This is a genomic window from Chenggangzhangella methanolivorans, assembly GCF_019797865.1.
Lineage (GTDB): Bacteria > Pseudomonadota > Alphaproteobacteria > Rhizobiales > Methylopilaceae > Methylopila > Methylopila methanolivorans.
In genome coordinates, this window is the sequence record NZ_CP081869.1 from 3,451,270 (window position 1) to 3,470,229 (window position 18,960).

Annotated in this window: 15 protein-coding genes and 3 pseudogenes; 8 read left to right on the top strand and 10 right to left on the bottom strand. The window is 71.1% G+C overall.

Features of this window, described 5'->3' with window-relative positions; genetic code table 11:
* Window positions 1-24: 24 nt before the first annotated feature.
* On the bottom strand, window positions 25-1,704 hold the full coding sequence (locus K6K41_RS18110) for a caspase family protein (protein WP_261401671.1): 1,680 nt from the start codon (window positions 1,702-1,704) through the stop codon (window positions 25-27).
* Between the two features lie 127 nt (window positions 1,705-1,831).
* A complete protein-coding gene (locus tag K6K41_RS18115; protein WP_261401672.1) occupies window positions 1,832-2,119 on the bottom strand; it encodes a hypothetical protein in 288 nt (95 codons plus the stop codon).
* Between the two features lie 139 nt (window positions 2,120-2,258).
* Here K6K41_RS18115 and K6K41_RS18120 point away from each other — a divergent pair, with 139 nt between their 5' ends.
* Both K6K41_RS18120 and K6K41_RS18125 read left to right on the top strand, forming a co-directional pair.
* Window positions 2,259-3,878: a sensor histidine kinase gene (locus tag K6K41_RS18120; RefSeq protein WP_261401673.1), complete on the top strand. Its 1,620-nt coding sequence runs from the start codon at window positions 2,259-2,261 to the stop codon at window positions 3,876-3,878.
* Between the two features lie 71 nt (window positions 3,879-3,949).
* Window positions 3,950-4,270: a response regulator gene (locus K6K41_RS18125; RefSeq protein ID WP_261405777.1), complete on the top strand. Its 321-nt coding sequence runs from the start codon at window positions 3,950-3,952 to the stop codon at window positions 4,268-4,270.
* A 19-nt stretch (window positions 4,271-4,289) separates the two neighbouring features.
* Here the strand turns inward: K6K41_RS18125 and K6K41_RS18130 are convergent, their stop codons facing one another.
* Window positions 4,290-4,508: a tautomerase family protein gene (locus tag K6K41_RS18130; RefSeq protein ID WP_261401674.1), complete on the bottom strand. Its 219-nt coding sequence runs from the start codon at window positions 4,506-4,508 to the stop codon at window positions 4,290-4,292.
* 41 nt (window positions 4,509-4,549) lie between these two features.
* Entirely contained in the window at window positions 4,550-5,290 is a 741-nt protein-coding gene (locus K6K41_RS18135; protein WP_261401675.1) for an SDR family oxidoreductase, read from the bottom strand.
* Window positions 5,291-5,388: 98 nt separating this feature from the next.
* Between K6K41_RS18135 and K6K41_RS18140 the strand changes: the two genes are divergently transcribed.
* A complete protein-coding gene (locus tag K6K41_RS18140) occupies window positions 5,389-6,276 on the top strand; it encodes a LysR family transcriptional regulator (RefSeq protein WP_261401676.1) in 888 nt (295 codons plus the stop codon).
* A 67-nt stretch (window positions 6,277-6,343) separates the two neighbouring features.
* Here K6K41_RS18140 and K6K41_RS18145 read toward each other — a convergent pair whose 3' ends face one another.
* From K6K41_RS18145 to K6K41_RS18155, 3 genes are read right to left on the bottom strand one after another with little or no spacing between them, the layout of a single operon-like run.
* Window positions 6,344-7,651 (bottom strand): cytochrome c, encoded by a 1,308-nt coding sequence (locus K6K41_RS18145; protein WP_261401677.1) that lies wholly within the window; start codon window positions 7,649-7,651, stop codon window positions 6,344-6,346.
* Window positions 7,648-9,933: a xanthine dehydrogenase family protein molybdopterin-binding subunit gene (locus K6K41_RS18150; protein ID WP_261401678.1), complete on the bottom strand. Its 2,286-nt coding sequence runs from the start codon at window positions 9,931-9,933 to the stop codon at window positions 7,648-7,650. Before K6K41_RS18150 ends, K6K41_RS18145 begins: the two co-directional genes overlap by 4 nt.
* The gene (locus K6K41_RS18155; RefSeq protein ID WP_261401679.1) at window positions 9,930-10,430 is read right to left on the bottom strand and encodes a (2Fe-2S)-binding protein; all 501 of its coding nucleotides are present in this window, start codon (window positions 10,428-10,430) and stop codon (window positions 9,930-9,932) included. The genes K6K41_RS18150 and K6K41_RS18155 overlap by 4 nt, the downstream gene beginning before the upstream one ends.
* A 352-nt stretch (window positions 10,431-10,782) precedes the next feature.
* Between K6K41_RS18155 and K6K41_RS18160 the strand changes: the two genes are divergently transcribed.
* Window positions 10,783-11,337, top strand: a complete 555-nt coding sequence (locus tag K6K41_RS18160; protein WP_315855056.1) for a winged helix-turn-helix transcriptional regulator — start codon at window positions 10,783-10,785, stop codon at window positions 11,335-11,337.
* On the opposite strand, the gene K6K41_RS18165 is transcribed toward K6K41_RS18160, so the two are convergent.
* The gene (locus tag K6K41_RS18165; RefSeq protein ID WP_261401680.1) at window positions 11,229-13,274 is read right to left on the bottom strand and encodes a 2Fe-2S iron-sulfur cluster-binding protein; all 2,046 of its coding nucleotides are present in this window, start codon (window positions 13,272-13,274) and stop codon (window positions 11,229-11,231) included. The genes K6K41_RS18160 and K6K41_RS18165 overlap by 109 nt on opposite strands.
* 89 nt (window positions 13,275-13,363) lie before the next feature.
* On the bottom strand, window positions 13,364-13,975 hold the full coding sequence (locus tag K6K41_RS18170) for a glutathione S-transferase family protein (RefSeq protein ID WP_261401681.1): 612 nt from the start codon (window positions 13,973-13,975) through the stop codon (window positions 13,364-13,366).
* Between the two features lie 136 nt (window positions 13,976-14,111).
* Here K6K41_RS18170 and K6K41_RS18175 point away from each other — a divergent pair.
* A pseudogene (locus K6K41_RS18175) lies at window positions 14,112-15,006 on the top strand (LysR family transcriptional regulator).
* Window positions 15,007-15,015: 9 nt separating this feature from the next.
* On the opposite strand, the pseudogene K6K41_RS18180 reads toward K6K41_RS18175, so the two are convergent.
* Window positions 15,016-16,006, bottom strand: a pseudogene (locus K6K41_RS18180) (GlxA family transcriptional regulator).
* 125 nt (window positions 16,007-16,131) lie between these two features.
* Here K6K41_RS18180 and K6K41_RS18185 point away from each other — a divergent pair.
* The 3 genes and pseudogenes from K6K41_RS18185 to K6K41_RS18195 all read left to right on the top strand — a co-directional run bounded on the left by K6K41_RS18185 (window position 16,132) and on the right by K6K41_RS18195 (window position 18,949).
* Window positions 16,132-16,964, top strand: a pseudogene (locus K6K41_RS18185) (alpha/beta fold hydrolase).
* Window positions 16,965-17,098: 134 nt separating this feature from the next.
* Entirely contained in the window at window positions 17,099-17,494 is a 396-nt protein-coding gene (locus tag K6K41_RS18190; protein WP_261401682.1) for a (R)-mandelonitrile lyase, read from the top strand.
* 78 nt (window positions 17,495-17,572) lie between these two features.
* Window positions 17,573-18,949, top strand: coding sequence for an amidase (locus K6K41_RS18195; RefSeq protein ID WP_261401683.1), 1,377 nt, complete (start codon window positions 17,573-17,575; stop codon window positions 18,947-18,949).
* Window positions 18,950-18,960 lie beyond the last annotated feature (11 nt).

Below are 18,960 nucleotides of genomic sequence, written 5' to 3' on the forward strand. Positions count from 1 at the left end.
TCCTTGATCGTACGAGCGGTCGGCTCAGCGTCCGGCGGCCTCGGCCGCGCGGCGTCGGTCGATCAGGATCTGGCGCTTGGCCTGTTCGCCCTGCCGTCGCCCGACCTCGAAGGCCACCGACTTGAGCCAGGCGTCGGCCGCCGCTCTGCCGTCGCGTGCCGCGCGGCGATTGTACTCCGGGCGGTAGCGTTCGCCGAGCGCGCGCTGCTGGGCTGCGGTCGGCCGATAGCGCGCCATTTCGGCCTCGGTGGCCTTGAAGGCGCGAAGCTCCGCGGCGGTCGGCTCATAAGGCTTCGTCCGGGTCGCAGCGGCCGCGGGCGCCGAGGAGGGCGTCCGTTTGACGAGCGCCGCGCGCGCGGCGCGGGCCTCGGTCGCGAGCCTGCCCTTCGGATTGGCTTTCAGGAAGGCGTCGAGCGCCTCGACCGTTCCGGCGGCCTTGGCCGCCTGAAGTTCCTTGGCCGGATCGCGCGCTTCGGCGGGCGCGGCGGGCTTTTCGGGCTCAGCGAGCGGCGGCGGCGCGGCGGCCTCGCCGTCCTTGCCGAGATATCCGAGCGCGAGCCGGCGATAGGCGCAGACCTTGCCGCAACCGTCGAGATAGGCCTGGTACTTGCCCTCGGCGGAGAGCCGCCGCCAGGTCTCGTCGTCGGCCGTCGCCTCGGCGGCGCGTCGGCGCTTTAGCAGCCGGTCCATCGCCTGGTCGCGATAGGCGCAGGGCTCGGCGCATTGGCCGACATAGGCTTCGAGCGCCTCGCGCGAGCCGTCGATCTCGGCGGAGCGCCACGCGGCCTCGTCGCGGGCGCGGTCGAAGCTGCGGCGGATCGCGGGCGCCGGCTCGACCATCGGCAGCGAAAGCGCGGCGACGTCGATCTCGGGCGCCTGCTCGCGGCCGACCTCGCGCCGGGCCGTCGCCTGCACCTCGCGCGCCACATAGGCCTGCAGGTCGGCCCATTCGACGCGCCGGGCGTCGCCCGCGCCCGCGCCTTTGGGCGCCGCAAGACCGGCCGCTCCCATCAGGAAGCGGCTGGTGAAGAGGCCGAGCTTCGCGCCCTCGTCCCAGTTCGCGGGGGTCGCTCCGGACGTCGCGGCGAGCCGCACGACGCCGCCGGCGGCCTTCGGCTTCGCGGGCGTGAAGCCGGGCGCGGAGACCGCCAGCATGTTCTCGCCCTTGCGGCCGGTCTCGCCGGTGAAGCAGGCGTCGACCATCACGACGACCTGCCGGGCGGGTCCGACCTTCTGCTTCACGAGCTCGAGGTTGCGGTAGAGCGTTTCCAGCGCATAGCCGCTCTCGGGGAAGTTGGGATCGCCGTCCTGCGGCAGCAGGAAGGGCTGGCGCGTCCTCAGATCCGGCGCGCCGTGGCCGGAATAATAGACGAAGACGTTCGAGCGCCCGGCCACGACGCTGCGCCACAGCCGCCCGCCCTGCGGGTTCGCCTCGCTGCCGAACGCCTGGTTCAGCTCGTTGAGCGTCGCGTCCTGCAGCACGAAGACGTTCTCGTCGCGAAACCGCAGGCCGCGGACGAGGAACTCGCGGATTGCGCCGGCGTCGTTGTGGGCGTAGTCGACCGGCGTGGTCTGCTTGTAGTTCCGGTTGCCGACCACGATCGCGATCGAGTCCGCATTGTCGTCGAAGGCGCGGGGGGCCTCCGCGAAGGCGAGCGGAACGGCGGCGAACAGCAAGGCGAGAACCGCCAGAAGCCTGACCATCGCGCGTTCTCCTCCCCGAGAAGCCGCATCGCCCGCGGCTCCAAGCCGTCCCGCCCTGAAAGCGCGCGCCGGTCCGTTGCGGCGCGGTCCGAACTTTCCGCAAGACGCGGTCACGCCTCCAGCCTCCTCAGGTCACGTTTTCGGGAATGCGCCGGTCGTCGGCGCGCCCGAGGCGGCAGAGTTCGAGCAGGGGTCCGGCGGCGGCCGGGTCGGCGCGGAAGCGGTCGTACTCCTCGGCGCTGATCGCGAAATAGGCCTCGAACTCGGCGGCCGACATCGCGCCGCTGACCGGCGTGCTGAGGAAGCGTCCGCCGGTCCGTCGATCGAGCCCGAGCGTGAAGCGCCATTCGCGGCTCACCCAGCAGTCCACGAAGCGCGGGGCGGCGGTCTCGTCGGAAGGCGGGTTCGTGGCCATGGCGGGGTCTTTCCGTCTCTCGCGTCGGTCGTCGGTCCTTGCGCTCCGCAGAGCGGGATTCGTCCGCGAAGCCTGCGCCGATTGCGTTCCGGTTGCGCGCCCTACATGTTGCGGAGACCGCGTAGCCCCGAGTGCCTCAGTGACGCCGCCCGACATCGTGAACGACGCGCAACGACTGGCCGCGCTCGCAAGCTACGACATTCTCGACACGCCGCCCGAGCCGGGCTTCGACGAGGTCGTGCACATCGCGCGCGTGCTGTGCGACGCGCCGGTCGCGCTCGTCAGCCTCGTCGGGCAGGACCGGCAATGGTTCAAGGCGCGCGACGGCTTCGCGCCGAGCGAGACGGATCTCGCGAGTTCGGTCTGCGCGCATGCGCTTCTCGAGCCCGACCTGCTCGTCATCGGCGACCTCGCCGCCGATCCGAGGACGCTCGCAAATCCCCTCGTGACGGGCGAGCCGCGCATCCGCTTCTACGCCGGCGCGCCGCTGCGCACGCCGGCCGGCGAGGTGCTGGGAAGCCTCTGCGTCATCGACGTCGCGCCGCGGCCCGCGGGCCTGTCGCCCAAACAGGCGAGCGCGCTCCGGAACCTCGCCGCGCAGGTCATGGCCCAGCTCGAGCTGCGGCGCGCGCTCGCCGACCGCGACGCATTGCTCCGCCAGCGCGCTCAGGCGGTCGCGAGACGCGAGGACCTGTTGAAGCTCGGCGACGACCTGCGCGAGGCTGAGACCGAGAAGGAGATGATCCGGATCGCGTCCAGGCTCGTCGGGCGCGCGCTCGACGCCTCGCGCGCCGGGTTCGGCCATCTCGACGCGCGCACGGAGCACATCGACATCGTGCAGGACTGGACCCGCGAGGGGATCGCGAGCATCGCGGGCCGCCATCGCTTCGAGGATTACGGCGACCTGCTGCCCGACATCCTGCGCGGCGATCCGCTCGTGATCCACGACGTGCGCGCCGATCCGCGCACGGCGGCCGATCCGGAGCCGATGCTCGCGCTGCAGATCGGCTCGCTGGTCAACGTTCCGGTCCGCGACCGCGGCCGGACCGTCGCGATGCTGATCGCGCAGGACGACCGCCCGAGGGCGTGGTCGGCCGAGGAGCTCGTGTTCCTGAGGAACGTCGCCGATCGACTGGAGGTCGGCGTCGGGCGTCTGCGCGCGGAGGCCGACCAGCGCATCCTCAACCACGAGCTCAGCCATCGCATGAAGAACATGATGGCGATGGTGCAGGCGATCGCGACCCAGACGCTGAAAGGCGTGCCCGACCGCGCGCCCGTCGACGCGCTGTTGAAGCGGTTGCTGGCGCTCGCCTCCGCGCATGACGCGCTGCTCACCGCCGACTGGACCTCGGCGCCGATCGGCGCGACGGTCGCCTCCGTGATCGCGCGCTTCGGCCTCGACGACGGACGCTTCGCGATGGGCGGCCCCGAGGTGCAGCTCGGGCCCCGGGCGACGCTCTCTCTCGCCATGCTGGCGCATGAGCTCGCCACCAACGCGGTCAAGCACGGCGCGCTCTCGGTCGAGGCCGGCAAGGCGTCGGCGTTCTGGCGCGTGGAGCAGGATGGCGGCGAGCCCGAACTCGTTCTGGAGTGGCGCGAGACAGGAGGGCCGCCGGCGCGCGAACCCGCGGCGCGGGGCTTCGGCTCGCGGCTCATCAATATGGGCCTCGTCGGGTCGGGCGGCGTCGATCTGCGGTTTCTGCCGAGCGGGCTGGAGGGAGACTTCCGGGCCCCGCTCCATCAGGTGCGCCAGTCATGACCGGCAGGGAAAGCGAACCTTTGCGGCGCTCCGGGGTCCGCCAGGTCGTGCTCGTCGTGGAGGACGAGCCGATGCAGCGGATGATGGCGGTCGACCTCGTGGAGGAGGCGGGCTTCGAGGCGCTCGAGGTCGCCGACGCCACGGAAGCGGTGTCGGTCCTCGAGGCGCGGGCCGACATCCGGATCGTGGTCACCGACATCGACATGCCGCGCGGGCTCGACGGCGTGCGTCTCGCGGCCCTCATCCGCGAGCGCTGGCCGCCGATCGAGATCATCGTGATCTCGGGATTCCGGGCTCTGGCGGAGGTCCGCTTGCCCGAGCGCGCGGAGTATTTCTCCAAGCCCTACGAGCCGGCGGCGGTCGTCGCCGCCCTGCGCCGCATGGCCGGCTGAGGCCGCGCGTCCCCGGCGCTCATGCGCCGTCGACGGCCCGATAGGCCTCGGGGATCACGAACACCTCGTCGGCGCGCGCGTAGCCTCCGTCCTTGACCTCCTCGATCAGCACCATGGTGTGCGGGCGCGCAGCCTCGCTGAAATACTCGACCACAAGGTCCGTCACCCGGTGGATGATCTCCTCCTTCTGGGCGCGCGACAGGGCGGCTTCCGGCACCTTCATGTTCACGAACGGCATTGGTTTCTCCTCGATCGGGCGTTTGGGGGGCGACGGCGGGCTCAGACCATGCCGCCATTGGCGCGGATGACCTGGCCGTTGACCCAGCCGCCGTCCGGTCCGGCGAGGAACGAGACGACGCGGGCGATGTCGTCCGTCTCGCCGAGGCGTCCGGCCGGGATCATCCGGGTGATCCCGGCGACCTGCTCGTCGGACTTGTCGGAGAGGAACAGCTCGGTCGCGACCGGTCCCGGCGCGACGGCGTTCACGGTGACGCCGCGGGGCCCGAGCTCCTTGGCGAGGATGTGGGTCATGGTCTCGACGGCCGCTTTGGCGGCGGCGTAGACGCCGTAGCCCGGCAGCTTCAGCCCGACGACGCTGGTCGAGAAATTGACGATGCGCCCGCCGTCGCGGAGCCGGTTGGCGGCCTCGCGCATGCCGCGGAACACGCCGCCGAGATTGACCGCCATATGGGCCTCGAACAGCGCGTCGTCGGTTTTGGCGATCGGCGCGAGCTTCATGACGCCGGCGTTGTTGACGAGCACGTCGACGCCGCCGAACTCGGCCTCGGCCGCATCGAACAGCGTGGCGGCGCCCTTCGGATCGGCGAGGTCGGCCTGGACCGCTGTGGCGCGGCCGCCGCCGGCCGAGATCTCCGCGACGACGCCCTCGGCCGCGTCGCGGCCGCGGGCGTAGTTGACGATCACGGAGAAGCCGTCGGCCGCAAGACGCCGCGCGATCGCGGCTCCGATGCCGCGCGAGGCTCCTGTCACGATGGCGGTGCGATTGGGCGTGTCGGTCATGGTCCGTCTCCTGTTTCGAAGGAGAACATGGATCCACACAACGTCCGGATAATCGGTCGCCGCTTGCCAATACTTTTCGTTTATGGCGAACAATGGTCATGGACCATCTCGACGGACTCCGCCTGTTCGCCAGGATCGTGGAGCGGAGGAGCTTTACGGCCGCCGCGTCCGATCTCGCTTTGCCGCGCTCGACGGCGACCGAGGCGATCCGCCGGCTCGAGGCGCGGCTCGGAGCAAGGCTGCTTGAGCGCACGACCCGCGTCGTGACGCCGACGCTCGACGGACGGCACTTCTACGAGCGCTGCGTCGCGATCCTCGCGGATATCGAGGACGCGGAGGCGACGCTGCGGTCCGGCGAGCCGCACGGCCTGCTGCGCGTCGACGCGCCCGGACTGCTGACGCGCACGTTCCTGCTTCCCGAACTGCCAGCGTTTCTCGAGCGGCACCCGAAGGTCGACGTGCAGTTCGGCCAGAGCGAGCGTCTGGTCGACCTCGTGCGCGAGGGCGTCGACTGCGCCATCCGCGTGGGCGAACCGGCCGACAGCGCGCTTGCGATGCGTCGGCTGGGCGCCTTGCCCGAGGTCACGGTCGCGAGCCCGGCCTATCTCGACCGGCGCGGGACGCCGGGCGCGATCGGCGATCTCGACGGACATGAGATGGTCGGCTTCGTCTCGTCGCGGACCGGCGAGATCCTGCCGCTTGAATTCGTGATCGAGGGCGAGACCCGGCGCATCGTTTTGCTAAGCCGCACGGCGTCGAACGACGCCGACACCAACGCCGACCTCGCGCGGCTCGGCTTCGGCCTGGTGCAGGCGCCGCGCTATCGTTTCGAACCCGAGCTCGCCGACGGGACGCTCGTCGAGGTGCTGCCGCAGTTCCCGCCGTCGCCCACGGCGCTGTCGGCGCTGTTTCCCCAGACCCGCCAGGTGACGCCGCGGCTGCGGGTCTTTCTCGACTGGGTCGCGGGCCTGTTCAGGGGCGCCTGACCCCGATCGAAGGTCCTTTCGGGCCGCCGCCCGGCAGGCGCTGCTTGCCGGGCGTTTTCTGAGGCCGTTACTTGGCGGTCGCCCGCCGCTCCGACACCATCTCGGGCGTGACCTTGCCTTCCTTGCCGCCGAAATGCCCGATGACGTAGTTCGCCACCGCCGCGAGCTCGGCGTCGGTGTAGGCCTCGGCGAACTTCGGCATCCAGGCGGCCTGGTGAACGGACCGGAGATCCGTGCCCTCGAGCATGACGTGCACGAGGTTGACGCCCTCAGGATCGCTCACCGCGCGGGTTCCGGCGAGGGCGGCGTAGGGCGTCTGCTGGCCCTTGCCGTTCCACTGGTGGCAGCTCGCGCAGGCGCCCTGGAAGACCTTGGCTCCGAGCCCGTTCTCCGCGCCCGAGGGCGCGGCCGCCCATGCGGTCGAGGTCGTCATGGACTTCGGCGACTCCGCCACGCGGACCCCGCCGTCGCCCTTCCGCGGCTCGACCGTGCGCATGTAGGCGACGAGCGCGTCGATGTCGGGTTTGGTCAGGAGCTTGGTCGAGTTGACGATGACCTCGGCCATCGGCCCCGAGGCCGCGCCGCGCCCTTCCGCATGGCCGGTCGAGAGGTAGCTCGCGAGCTGCGAGTCGGTCCAGGCGCCGACGCCCTCGTCGCGGTCGGGCGTGATGTTGTACGCATGCCAGCCGCGGATCTCGGCGCCGGCGAACTCCTTGCCCGAGAGCGCGAAAGCGAGGTTGCGGGGCGTGTGGCACTCGCCGCAATGGCCGAGCGCGGTCGCGAGATAGGCGCCGCGGTTGGCCACGTGGTCGAGGCCGGGATCGGGGCGGAACCGCTTCTGGTCAAGGAAGGCGACGTTCCAGAACGTCATCGCCCAGCGCTGGTTGAACGGGAAGGCGAGGGTGTTCTCCTTCTCCGCGACGCGCTCCTTGGGCAGGCTGAACAGATAGGCCTTGATCGCCACCGCGTCGTCGCGCGTGAGGCCGGTGTAGGAGGTGTAGGGGAAGGCCGGGTAGAGGTTGCGGCCGTCCTTGCCCACGCCCTTGTGGAGCGCGCGCACGAACTCGTCGTCGCTCCACAGGCCGATGCCGGTGGAGTCGTCGGCCGTGATGTTGGTCGAGTAGATCGTGCCGAACGGCAGGTCGAACGCGACCCCGCCCGCAAACGGCTTGCCGCCCGGCGTGGTGTGGCAGGCCGCGCAGTCGGCGGCCGCCGTGAGGTAGCGGCCCTTTTCGATGAGCTCCGGCGTCGGCGTGACGTCGGCGGCCGAGACCTCCGCGTCCGAAGTCGCGAAGCGCCACCCAGCGAACCCCGCCGCGCCCACGAGCGCGACGAGGCCGAGGAACACGACGAGCTTGAGATAGACCCGGATCATGACGCGCCGCCCGCGGCGGTCGCTTCGGCGAGGTCACGCTTGGGCGCCTTGCGATCGGGCGCCTCGCGCTCGGTGACGTTCTTCTTCTTGGCGTCGCCGTTCTCGATCAGCAGCTTTCTGTCGATCGGGAGCTCACGGATGCGCACGCCGGTCGCCGCGAAGATCGCGTTGGTGAGGGCGGGCGCGGCGATCGCCGTGCCGACCTCGCCGATGCCGCCCGGCGCCTCGCCGGACTTCAGGATCGAGACGTCGATGTGCGGCGTCTCGTTCATGCGCATCATGCGGTAGTCGTGGAAGTTCGACTGCTGCGCCGCGCCGTTCTCGTAGGTGAGCGCGCCGTAGAGCGCCATGGTCCAGCCGAACACGAGGCCGCCCTGGATCTGGGCCTCGACGGTGTTGGGGTTCATCACCACGCCGCAGTCGACCGAACAGACCGCCTTCACGATTCTGATCTCGCCCTGCGGCGACACCTCGACCTCGACGGCGGCCGTCGTGAACGCGCCGAAGGGCGCGCCGGTCGCGATCCCGCGGCCGCGGCGGGGACCGATCTTCTCGCCCCAGCCGATCTTGCCCGCCGCGTCTTTCAGCGTCGCGGCGGCGCGCGGGTTCTTGGAGAGCAGCTTCAGCCGGTACTCGACCGGGTCCTTGCCGGCGGCGTGCGCCAGCTCGTCGAAGAAGCTTTCCACCGTGAAGAGATTGTGGGTCGGCCCGACGCCGCGCCACCAGCCGATCGGCAGCGCCTCCGGCATCTGGAACGGCGCCCATTCCACGTGGGTGTTGGGCACGTGGTAGACCATCTCGGCCGCGCATTCGGTCGTGTCGCTGTCGAAGCCGTCCTTGCGCAGGATCACCGGCGCCCAGCGCGCCGCGACCGAGGCGCCCGTCACGCGGTCGGTGAAGGCGAGCGGGAAGCCGTCGTCCCCGAGCGTCGCCGACATGCGGTCGAGATAGGCCGGCCGCGGCACGTCGTGCTGCATGTCCTCCTCGCGGGTCCAGACCAGCTTCAGCGGGTACGGAACCTGCTTGGCGAACTTCACCGCGGTCTCGATCGAATCGACCTCGAGCCGGCGCCCGAATCCGCCGCCGAGATAGTGCTGGTGGAGGATCACCTGGTCCTCGCGCAGCCCCGCGACCTTGGCGGCGATCTGCACGGCGCGGACCGGCACCTGCGTGCCAACCCAGATCTCGCAGGCGTCGGGGCGCACATGCACGGTGGCGTTGAGCGGCTCGAGCGCCGCGTGCGCCAGCATCGGCAGCCGGTAGATCGCCTCGACCTTCTTGCCGGTGACTTTGGTCACGTCGCCCTCTGACGCCGCGACCAGCGCCTTGCCGGTCCGCGAGGTCTCGTCGAGCGCCTTGAAGTGGCTTTCGGTCGAGAAGTCGGCGTGCGGGCCTTCGTCCCATTCGATCTCGAGCGCCTCGAGGCCCATCTTGGCGGCCCAGAAATGCTTGCCCGAAACCGCGACGCCGCCCTCGATCTGGATGACGTCCCGGACGCCCGGGACCTTCTTGGCCTCGTCGATCTTGAGCGACTTCACCTTGCCGCCGACATGCGGGCAGAGCGCAAGGGTAGCGACCTGCATGCCCTCGACCTTGGAGTCGATGCCGAACTCGAGCTTGCCGTTGGTCTTGTCGGCGGTGTCGACGCGCCGGAACGGCGTGCCGAGAAGCTTGAAGTCCTTCGGCTCCTTGAGCGCGACCTTCTCGAGATCCGGCACCGGCTGCTTGGCCGCGGCTTCCGCGAGCTCGCCATAGGTGGCCGAGCGATTGTTGGCAGGGTCGACGACCTTGCCGTTCTCGGCCTTGAGGCTCTCGGCGGGCACGCCCCACTGCTCGGCGGCCGCGCCGACAAGCATGGTGCGGGCCGCGGCGCCGACCTGGCGCAGGCCCTTGTAGAAGGCGCGAACGCTGGTCGAGCCGCCGGTGATCTGGCTCTTGAACAGCGGCGTCTGGTAGAGCGGCTCGATCGGCGGGGCGTGCTCGACGACCACCTGGCCGAGCCCGACCTCGAGCTCCTCGGCCATCATCGCGGCCTCGGTGGCGTAGATGCCCTGGCCCATGTCGACGTTCGGGATGACGAGGCGGATGGGCCCGGTCTTGTCGATGCGGATGAAGGCGTTGGGCGCGAAGGCCGCGTCGCCGGCGGCGGCGGCTTCGAGCTTGGCCTGGGGGCTCGCGTCCTGCGCGCTTACGCGGCCGCCGAACAGGAACGCGAGGGAGAGGCCGCCGCCGGCCTGAAGCACGAGGCGGCGGGAGGGGGAGGCGAGCACGGGGGCGCTCATCGCACGGCCTCCGCGTCGTTCGGAATGGTCTGCATCGCGACCTTCTCGCCGGTCGCCGCCTGCTTGATGGCCTGGCGCACGCGCACATAGGTGCCGCAGCGGCAGATGTTGCCCGACATGGCCGCGTCGATGTCGGCGTCGGACGGGTTCGGATTGTGCTGGAGCAGCGCCGCGGCGCTCATGATCTGGCCGGACTGGCAGTAGCCGCACTGCACGACCTCGACGTCGAGCCAGGCCTGCTGGATCTTCTTGCCCTGCTCGGACTGGCCGACCGCCTCGACGGTCGTGACCTTGGCGTCCTTGAGCGTGCCGATCGGCAGCACGCAGGAGCGCACCGCCTGGCCGTTCACATGCACGGTGCACGCCCCGCACTGGGCGACGCCGCAGCCGAACTTGGTGCCCGTCATGCCGAGCACGTCGCGGAGCGCCCAGAGGAGCGGCATGTCCTCCGGCCCGTCGACCTGACGGTCCTCGCCATTCACGTTGATGGAGATCATCGATAGCGCTCCCGCTGTCGGGGCGCCCGGGCCGCCGCCCTGAGCGCCGCAGTCAAACGCGGCGCCCTGTCCTTGCGGAGCGCTCCCGGACGTTCGCGCGAACGTCGGAAGCTTGCCGCACGGCGCGAGCGTCGCGCCCCGCGCGCCCCTTCAGCGGGGCGACGTCGCGGCGCTTTGCGCCGCTGCGTCCAGCGCGGTTTAATGATGCTACCTTAGAACAAGATAAGTTCGATCCGCATCATGCGATCTCGCAATGCGGGGTCGTCGTTCTCGGAAGCTTGAAATTCCGGCCGCGCCGCAACGAAGAGGGGAGCGGCGGCGCGGCGACGCGCGGATCCGCAGAGCGTGAGGCATGAAGCGGAAGAGTTTTTGCGACGACGCCTGCACGGTCGCGCGGGCCCTCGACGTCATCGGCGACTGGTGGTCGCTGCTGATCGTGCGCGACGTGCTGTCGGGAAAGCGCCGCTTCGGCGAGCTGCAGAAGAGCCTCGGCGCCGCCAAGAACATTCTGGCGGCGAGGCTGAAACGCCTCGTCGCCGACGGGATCCTCGAGGTCTCGGTCGCGCCGGGCGGCCAGAAGGACTATGCGCCGACCGAGAAGGGCCTTGCGTTGCGCCCGGTGCTCGTCGCGCTCGGGCAATGGAGCGCCGAGCATCTCTTCGAGGCCGACGAGCCGCGCTATTCGGTGGTAGACGCGCGCGACCGGCGTCCGCTCGCGAAACTGGAGCTTCGGGCCCAGGACGGCCGCGGCCTCGGCGAAAGCGACGTCGAGGTCGCGCTCTGCGCTGCAGGCCTGTCTCAGGCCTCGAGTTCGATCTCGAGGCGATCTCCGCCGGACGCGGCCGGCTCGCCGACGCAGAGCAGCGCCTCGCCGGGCCCGAGCGGCGCGAGCGGCGGCGCGGAATAGGCGACCGCGCCGGAGACGACCCGCGCGCGGCATGAGCCGCAGGCGCCCGACCGGCAGCTGAAGGGCGGCGCGAGCCCTGCGCTTTCGGCGAGCTCCAGCAGCGACCCCGCGCCCGGCGTCCAGCGCGCGGCGGCGGCGCGCGAGAACGACACCTCGACCGGACCCTCGGCGACCGACTCCGTCGGGACGCCGACGGCCGGCGCGGGCCCGAAGGCCTCCGCATGGACGCGGTCTTGGGCGACGCCGAGCTTTTCGAGCCCCGCGCGGATTTCCTGCATGAAGCCTGCCGGGCCGCAGAGATAGACGTCGGCGTCGGCGAGCGGGGCGTACGAGGCCACGACCGAAAGATCGAGCCGCCCCGCGACCTCGTAGTCGCGGCCTTCCACCGCGTCGGAAACGTCGCTCAGCAGCCGCACGACCTCGATCGCGCCGCCCGCGACCTCGACGAGGCGCGCGATCTCGCGGTCGAAGGCGCGTTCGGCGCGCGAGCGGGCGGCGTAGAACAGCGTCGTGGGCCGCGTGCGCCGCGTCCGCAATCCCTCGAACACGAGATGGCGCAGCATCGCGATCATGGGGGTGACGCCGACGCCGGCCGCGAGCATGACCGCCGGCCGCCGCTCGCGCGCGTCGATCGTGAAGTCGCCGGCCGGGGCGAGCGCCTCGATCTCGTCGCCGACTTCGAGCGCGTGCAGGCGCCGCGAGCCCGGCCCCTGCGCCCGCACGCTGATGCGCAGGACGCCGTCCGAGGGCGCGGTCGAGATCGTGTAGGCGCGCCTCAGCTTCTTGGCGTCGCCGGGCGCGCCGAGCCGCACCGGCAGGTGCTGGCCCGCCAGGTGCGGGAGCGCCGCGCCGCCGTCGGCAGGCTCCAGATGGAGCGAGCGGATCGTCGCGCTTTCCTCGACGATGCGCGCGACCTTGAGCCTGCGCCACTCGTTGGGCCGCCCGGAAGCCTCGACGCGCCGCGCCGTCTCGGCCCAGTCGCCCGTGAGGGCGACGTTGGGCGAGGCGCCGTCCGTGCGCGATGTCCAGCGCAGCGGCAGCGCGTCAAGGCGGCGGACGATGCGGCGCGGGCGGACGCGCAGCAGCCGCTCGGCGCCCGTGAAGGCCGCGATCTCGGGCGCGTCCAGCACGACCTCGGCGTCGCCGGAAAGCTGCAGCATGTCGCCGGTCTCGAAATCGACGAAGGCGAGCCCGGCCGTCCCCGTCGCGCGGATGTTGCCGAGCGTGTTGAAGAAGTTGTTGCCGGCAAAATCCGGGATCGTGAGCGTTCCGTCGGCGTCGACCCGCACGAAGCCGGCCTTGCCGCCGCGATGGGAGACGTCGACGCGCCGCCCGGCGTCGGGATCGTCCGCGAAGGAGGCGACGAACAGCGTCTCGGCGCCCGCGATCATCGCGCGCGCCTCGTCGTCGAGCGTGTCGAGCGTCTGCGCCGTGACGCCGCTCCGCGCCGCAGGATCGCGGACGAAGCGGAAGTCGCGCAGGCGGATATATTGCGGGCAGTTGCCGAAGCTCTCGCGCGCCTCGACGACGAAGCCCTCGGGCAAGCGGCGCCCGACGATCCCGTTCAGGCGATTGCGCCGGCGGGTGTGGAGCTCGATCCCGAGCAAGCCGACGGCGTCGCCGTCCTCGAGCCCGGCGTCAGCGGGGTCGGAGGGGTCGCGCGCCGTCGAGACGGCGAGCGTCAAAGGATCGGGCGAGCGCAGGAAGCCCGGTTCGCCGGCGAGGAGCGTCGCCCAGACGTCGCCCTGCGGATTGACCGCGCCCGCCGCGACGAAGGGCAGCTGCGGGTAGAAGGCCCGGTGCTGGTCGATCAGGTGGTCGAGCAGATGGCGGCGGCCGACCGCCGCCATCTGCTCGACGACGCCGGCGCTGCGCTGGATCTCGATCTCGCCCTTATGCCAGGGCGAGCCGATGTCGGTCGGGGCGAAGCCGTCCATAGCTGTCTCCCTTGTTTTCCGTAGCTGTCTGGCTTTGATCGCCGCCGCCGTCATGCCCGAGACAGGCTCGGGCACGACGAGGAGACCCCTCAGGCCGCAAGGCCCACGGGCGTCTTCTGGAAGGGCGTGAAGCCGGGCAGCGCCTCGACGCGCGACAGCCAGGCGCGGATGTTGGCGTAAGCCGAGAGGTCGACGTTCCCCTCGGGCGCGTTGGCGATGTAGCTGTAGAGCGCGGCGTCGGCGGCGGTCGGCCGCGCGGTCGCGATCCAGTCCCGGCCCTCGAGCTCGGCGTCGATCAGCTTGAGGATCGCGTGCGCGCGCTCGATCGCCTCTGCGGCGTCGAACTTCATCCCGAACACGGTGACGAGGCGGGCGACGCAGGGTCCGTTGAAGATCTGGCCGGTCGAGACCGAGAGCCAGCGCTGCACCGCGGCGGCCTCGGCGGGATCCTCGGGCAGCCACTCGGTCTTCCCGAACTTCTTGGCCGCATAGACCATGATGGCGATCGAGTCCGGCACCACCACGTCGCCGTCGACCAGCACCGGCACCTGCCCGAACGAGTTGAGCTTCAGGAACTCCGGCGACTTGTGCGCGGCCTTGGCGAGATCGACCTGCACGAGCTCGTGCGGGATCCCGGCGAGCGACAGGAACAGGCGCGCCCGGTGCGAATGGCCCGACAGCGGATGGTGGTGGAGCTTCATGGCTTTGCCTTCCCTCGGCAGTTTCCGACGGACCATCGTCCGCCTGACGGTACGAAGATGAGCGTTTCGGTCTGGGGTGATAAGCGCCATAATGGGAAAGGCACTGTTCCGATAATTGGAATTGTGAGGGGCGCTCGTGGACCGGCTTCAGGCGATGGGCGTGTTTGTGAAGGTGGCCGAGACCGGCGGCTTCGCGGAGGCCGCGCGGCGGCTCGCGCTCAGCCCTCCGGCCGTGACGCGTGCGATCGCGGCGCTCGAGGACGCGATCGGCGCGCGGCTGCTGACGCGCACCACACGTCTGGTGAAGCTGACCGACGTCGGAGCGCGCTATCTCGAGGACTGCCGCCGCATCCTCGCCGACCTCGCCGACGCCGACGCCGCGGCGGGCGGCTCCTACGCCCGGCCGACCGGCCTGCTGACCGTGACCGCGCCGGTGCTGTTCGGGCGCATCTACGTGCTGCCGATCCTCACCCGCTATCTCGACGAGAAACCCGGCGGTGGAGGGCAGGGCGCTGTTCCTCGACCGGGTGGTCAACATCGTCGACGAAGGCGTCGACGTGGCGGTGCGCATCGGGCGGATGGCGGATTCCGGACACGCGGCGATCCGCTGCGGAACCGTACGCCGGGTGGTGTGCGCGTCGCCGGCTTACGTCGCCGAGCACGGCGCGCCGCGCGCGCCCGCCGACCTCGCCGAGCATCGGGTCGTGGCGGTTCCCCATTCCGGCGCGTCCGAATGGCGGTTCGGGCGCGACCGCGACGTCGCCGTCACGGTGACGCCGCGCCTCGCCTGCAACGTCAACGAGGCCGCGATCTCGGCCGCGATCGACGGCTGGGGGGTGACGCGCGTCCTGTCCTATCAGGTGGCCGAGGCGCTGCGCGACGGCCGGCTCGTCGTGCTGCTCGAAGATTTCGAGCCCGCGCCGCTGCCGATCCACGTCGTGCATGTCGAGGGCCGAGGCGCGGCCGCGAAGGTGCGCTCCTTCGTGGATTTCGCGGTCGAGCGGCTGCGGGCCGACCCGCTGATCAACTGACCCGGCGGCTCAGGCCTCCCGCACGGCCGCCAGTCCAAAGCGCTGGCGGTACTCGCGTGGGCCAAGGCCCGTGACCTTGAGGAAGACCTTCCGGAAACGCGCCCGGATCCTCGTAGCCGACGTCCCAGGCGATCTGCTCGACGGGTCGGGTGCTGGTCTCAAGCGTCTCGCGCGCTTTCCCCACGCGCAGGTGCTGGCAATATTCGGTCGGCTTCAGCCCCGTGGCCTTGTGGAAGCGGCGCAGGAAGGTGCGCGGCTCCAGCCCCGCCTTCTCGGCCATGGCCGTGAGCGAGGCGTCGCGGCCGCCGGTCGCCTGCAGCCAGTGCTGGACCTTGAGCACCGCCTCGTCGCCATGCCTGAGCTTCGGCGAGAACAGGCTGTAGTGCCGCTGCTCGCGGCCCGGCGGGTCGACGAGCAGGAAGCGCGCGGTCTCCAGCATCGTGGTGGGCCCGAGCAGGCGGTCGACGAGCTTCAGCCCGAGATCCGTCCAGGCCATGATGCCGCCCGCGGTGATGAGGTCGCCGTCGTCGATGACGAGCTTGTCGACGTCCATCCGCGCGCTCGGGAAGCGCTCCGCGAAGTCCTCGGCGTAGAACCAGTGGGTGGTGGCGGCGCGACCCTCAAGCAGGCCGGTCTCGCCGAGCAGGAACGCGCCGGCGCACACCGAGGCGAGCGTCGCCCCGCGTTCGTGACGGTCGCGAAGCCAGAGCGCGAGCGGGGCCGCCTCCTCGGCGGTGATGGGCGCCACGACCGCGGGCGGCATGATCACGAAGTCCGGCTCTCCGGCCATCCCCGGGTCGCTGTCGAAGACGCGTTCCGCGCCACTTCCGTCCTCGCGTGCCCGCCAGTGGCTGTAGCGAAGCCTCGGCGCAGCCTCGCCGAGCCTGCGGCTCGCCATCAAGTTTGCGACCGAGAACAGGTCGGTCAGTCCGTGCGCCGCGCCGAGCGCGCCCGGATAGATCAGCACGGCGATCTCGGCGATCGGAGCTTTCTGGGTCATTTGTCAGTTATGGCCCGAAGTCTGTCGATCGCGCCAATCCGAATGTGGCCGGCCGCCATCTATCTGTCTCTCCATCGAAACGAAACGCCGGTAGCCAAGAGCCCGGCCACTCAAGGAGAGACATCATGGCCTATGTCACCACGCAGGACGGCGTCGAGATCTTCTACAAGGACCTCGGGCCCAAGGACGCGCAGCCGATCGTGTTCCATCACGGCTGGCCGCTCTCGTCGGACGACTGGGACGCGCAGGTCCTGTTCTTTGAACAACGGCTATCGCGTCGTCGCCCATGACCGGCGCGGCCACGGCCGCTCGGCGCAAGGCTCGGAGGGCCACGACATGGACCACTACGCGGCCGACGCCGCCGCGGTGGCTGACCATCTCGACCTCAGGAACGCGGTCCACATCGGACATTCGACCGGCGGCGGCGAGGTCGCCCGCTATGTCGCCAAGCACGGCGAGCCGAACGGCCGCGTCGCCAAGGCGGTTCTGGAGCGCCGTTCCGCCGCTGATGCTGAAGACCGAGAGCAATCCCGGCGGCCTGCCCATCGAGGTGTTCGACGGCTTCCGCTCGGGCCTCGCGGCCAACCGCGCGCAGTTCTTCCTCGACGTTCCGAGCGGTCCTTTCTACGGCTACAACCGGCCGGGCGCGAAGGTCGACCAGGGCGTGATCTGGAACTGGTGGCGGCAGGGCATGATGGGCGGGGCCAAGGCCCACTATGACGGGATCAAGGCCTTCTCGGAGACCGACCAGACCGAGGATCTCAAGGCCATCACCGTGCCGACGCTGGTGCTGCACGGCGAGGACGACCAGATCGTTCCGATCGACGACAGCGCGAAGCTCTCGGCCCCGCTGCTGAAGAACGGCGAGCTCAAGACCTATCCGGGCTTCGGCCACGGCATGCTGACGGTCAACGCCGACGTGCTCAACGCCGACCTGCTGGCGTTCGTGAAGGGCTGACGCCCTCCGCGCTTACCAAGACGCCGCGGCCCGCCTGTTCGTTCAGGCGGGCCGTCTTCGTTTGGCGCGGCGCCGCGCTAGGTCCGGGGCGTCCGGCCCGCTTTCCGCGTCGCCGGCGAGCGTGAGGTCGCATCATGGACATCAGGAGAAGCGGGTCGCAGCCGTCCGGCGCGGGCCCTTCGGAGTATTTCACCGGGCGCGTGCGGATCGACCCGCTGTTCAGCCCGCCCGAACCCGCCCGTGTCGCGGGCGCGCTCGTGACGTTCGAGCCCGGCGCGCGCACCGCCTGGCACACCCATCCGCTCGGCCAGACGCTGCTCGTCGTCTCGGGCCTCGGCTGGGCGCAGCGCGAGGGCGGCCCGATCGAGGAGATCCGGCCCGGCGACGTCGTTTGGTTCGAGCCGGGCGAGAAGCACTGGCACGGCGCGACCGCGACCACCGCGATGAGCCACGTCGCGATCCAGGAGAAGCTGAACGGCTCGCCGGTCGACTGGCTCGAACACGTCGCCGACGCGCAATATGGCGGCTGATCGCGCGCCCGTCGGTGGACGCCCGGCGGGGCTGCGGCCAAAGTCGCGGCCGGCGGCGAGACTGCGAAAGGACCGGCGATGTTGGCGAAGCTCGGGCTGCGCGAGGCGGTCTCCGGACTGAACGAGGGCCGGTTCGCGCTCTCCGATTACGTCGGGGCGCTCTACGACCGCGCACGGCGCCTCGACGGCGAGGTGAAGGCGTTCGGCTGGCTGCCCGAGGCCGGGGGCGCCGGCGAGGCGTCGCCCGCGGCGGGCCCGTTCGCCGGCGTCCCTGTCGGGATCAAGGACCTCATCGACGTCGGCGGCGTGCCCACGACCTACGGCTCGGCGGGCTTCGCCGACCATCGTCCCGAGCGCGACGCCTGGGCGGTCGCGCGGCTCAAGTCTCTGGGCGCGTCCGTCTTCGGCAAGACCGTGACGACGGAGTTCGCCTGGCGCGATCCCGGCGCGACGCGAAATCCCTGGAGCCTCGGCCACACGCCCGGCGGCTCGTCGAGCGGCTCGGCGGCCGCGGTCGCGGCGGGCTTCGTTCCGCTCGCGCTCGGCACCCAGACGTTCGGCTCGGTGGTGAGGCCCGCGGCCTATTGCGGCGTGGTCGGCTTCAAGCCGAGCTTCGGCGCGATCCCGCGGACCGGCGCGCATCCGCTCAGCCCCTCGCTCGACCATATCGGCGTCTTCGCCCGGAACGTCGGGGACGCCGCCTTCGCGATCGGGCGTCTCGCGGCGGTCTCGGACGAGGACGAGGACGGCCGCGACATTCCGGGGCTGCCGCAGGCGCTCGCCGAGCGCGACGGGCCGCCGTCGATCGGCCTTCTGCGCACAGCGGACTGGGACCTCGCCGACCGCGAGCAGCGCGACCTCTTGGAGAAAGTCGCGGCGGACCTCGCGGCGGCCGGGGCGCGCGTCGACGAGCTGACCCCGCCGGACGCGTTCGCCGAGATTCCCGCCGGCGCCCGCGTCCTGCTCGCCGCGGAGGCCGCCGACGTGTTCTCGCGGCTGATCGCCGAGCGCCCGGGGCGGTCGGCCCCGCCATCAGGGAGCTGGTCGCCGACGGGGCGAGGATCCCGGCGCAGCGTTATGTCGAGGAGAAGCGGCGGCGCAGCCGGTTGCGGCGCGCGGCCGCCGCGTGGATCGGCGATCGGGACGCGGTTCTCACCCTCGCCGCGACCGGCGTCGCGCCGAAGGGGCTGGCCTTCACCGGCGATCCGCGGTTCTGCGTGCCGTGGACCTATCTCGGCCTGCCGGCGCTCGCGCTTCCGGCGGGCGACGGTTCGGGCGGCCTGCCGCTCGCCGTCCAGCTCGTCGGCCGCGACCTCGACGACGCCAATCTGCTGCGCACGGCCGCCTGGTGCGAACGGGTGGTCGGCCGGCCATGCGGCTCGCCGAACCGGCCTGAGGCGACTGAGACGCGACCGCGATTTAAGCCTTTCCGAACGCTGCACAAAACTTGCTTGACGGCGCGCGGG

Coding starts and splice junctions, on each gene's coding strand:
- K6K41_RS18110 (WP_261401671.1), bottom strand. CDS start 1,704: ATGGTCAGGCTTCTGGCGGTTCTCGCCTTGCTGTTCGCCGCCGTTCCG.
- K6K41_RS18115 (WP_261401672.1), bottom strand. CDS start 2,119: ATGGCCACGAACCCGCCTTCCGACGAGACCGCCGCCCCGCGCTTCGTG.
- K6K41_RS18125 (WP_261405777.1), top strand. CDS start 3,950: ATGCAGCGGATGATGGCGGTCGACCTCGTGGAGGAGGCGGGCTTCGAG.
- K6K41_RS18130 (WP_261401674.1), bottom strand. CDS start 4,508: ATGCCGTTCGTGAACATGAAGGTGCCGGAAGCCGCCCTGTCGCGCGCC.
- K6K41_RS18135 (WP_261401675.1), bottom strand. CDS start 5,290: ATGACCGACACGCCCAATCGCACCGCCATCGTGACAGGAGCCTCGCGC.
- K6K41_RS18140 (WP_261401676.1), top strand. CDS start 5,389: ATGGACCATCTCGACGGACTCCGCCTGTTCGCCAGGATCGTGGAGCGG.
- K6K41_RS18145 (WP_261401677.1), bottom strand. CDS start 7,651: ATGATCCGGGTCTATCTCAAGCTCGTCGTGTTCCTCGGCCTCGTCGCG.
- K6K41_RS18150 (WP_261401678.1), bottom strand. CDS start 9,933: ATGAGCGCCCCCGTGCTCGCCTCCCCCTCCCGCCGCCTCGTGCTTCAG.
- K6K41_RS18155 (WP_261401679.1), bottom strand. CDS start 10,430: ATGATCTCCATCAACGTGAATGGCGAGGACCGTCAGGTCGACGGGCCG.
- K6K41_RS18160 (WP_315855056.1), top strand. CDS start 10,783: ATGAAGCGGAAGAGTTTTTGCGACGACGCCTGCACGGTCGCGCGGGCC.
- K6K41_RS18165 (WP_261401680.1), bottom strand. CDS start 13,274: ATGGACGGCTTCGCCCCGACCGACATCGGCTCGCCCTGGCATAAGGGC.
- K6K41_RS18170 (WP_261401681.1), bottom strand. CDS start 13,975: ATGAAGCTCCACCACCATCCGCTGTCGGGCCATTCGCACCGGGCGCGC.
- K6K41_RS18190 (WP_261401682.1), top strand. CDS start 17,099: ATGGACATCAGGAGAAGCGGGTCGCAGCCGTCCGGCGCGGGCCCTTCG.
- K6K41_RS18195 (WP_261401683.1), top strand. CDS start 17,573: ATGTTGGCGAAGCTCGGGCTGCGCGAGGCGGTCTCCGGACTGAACGAG.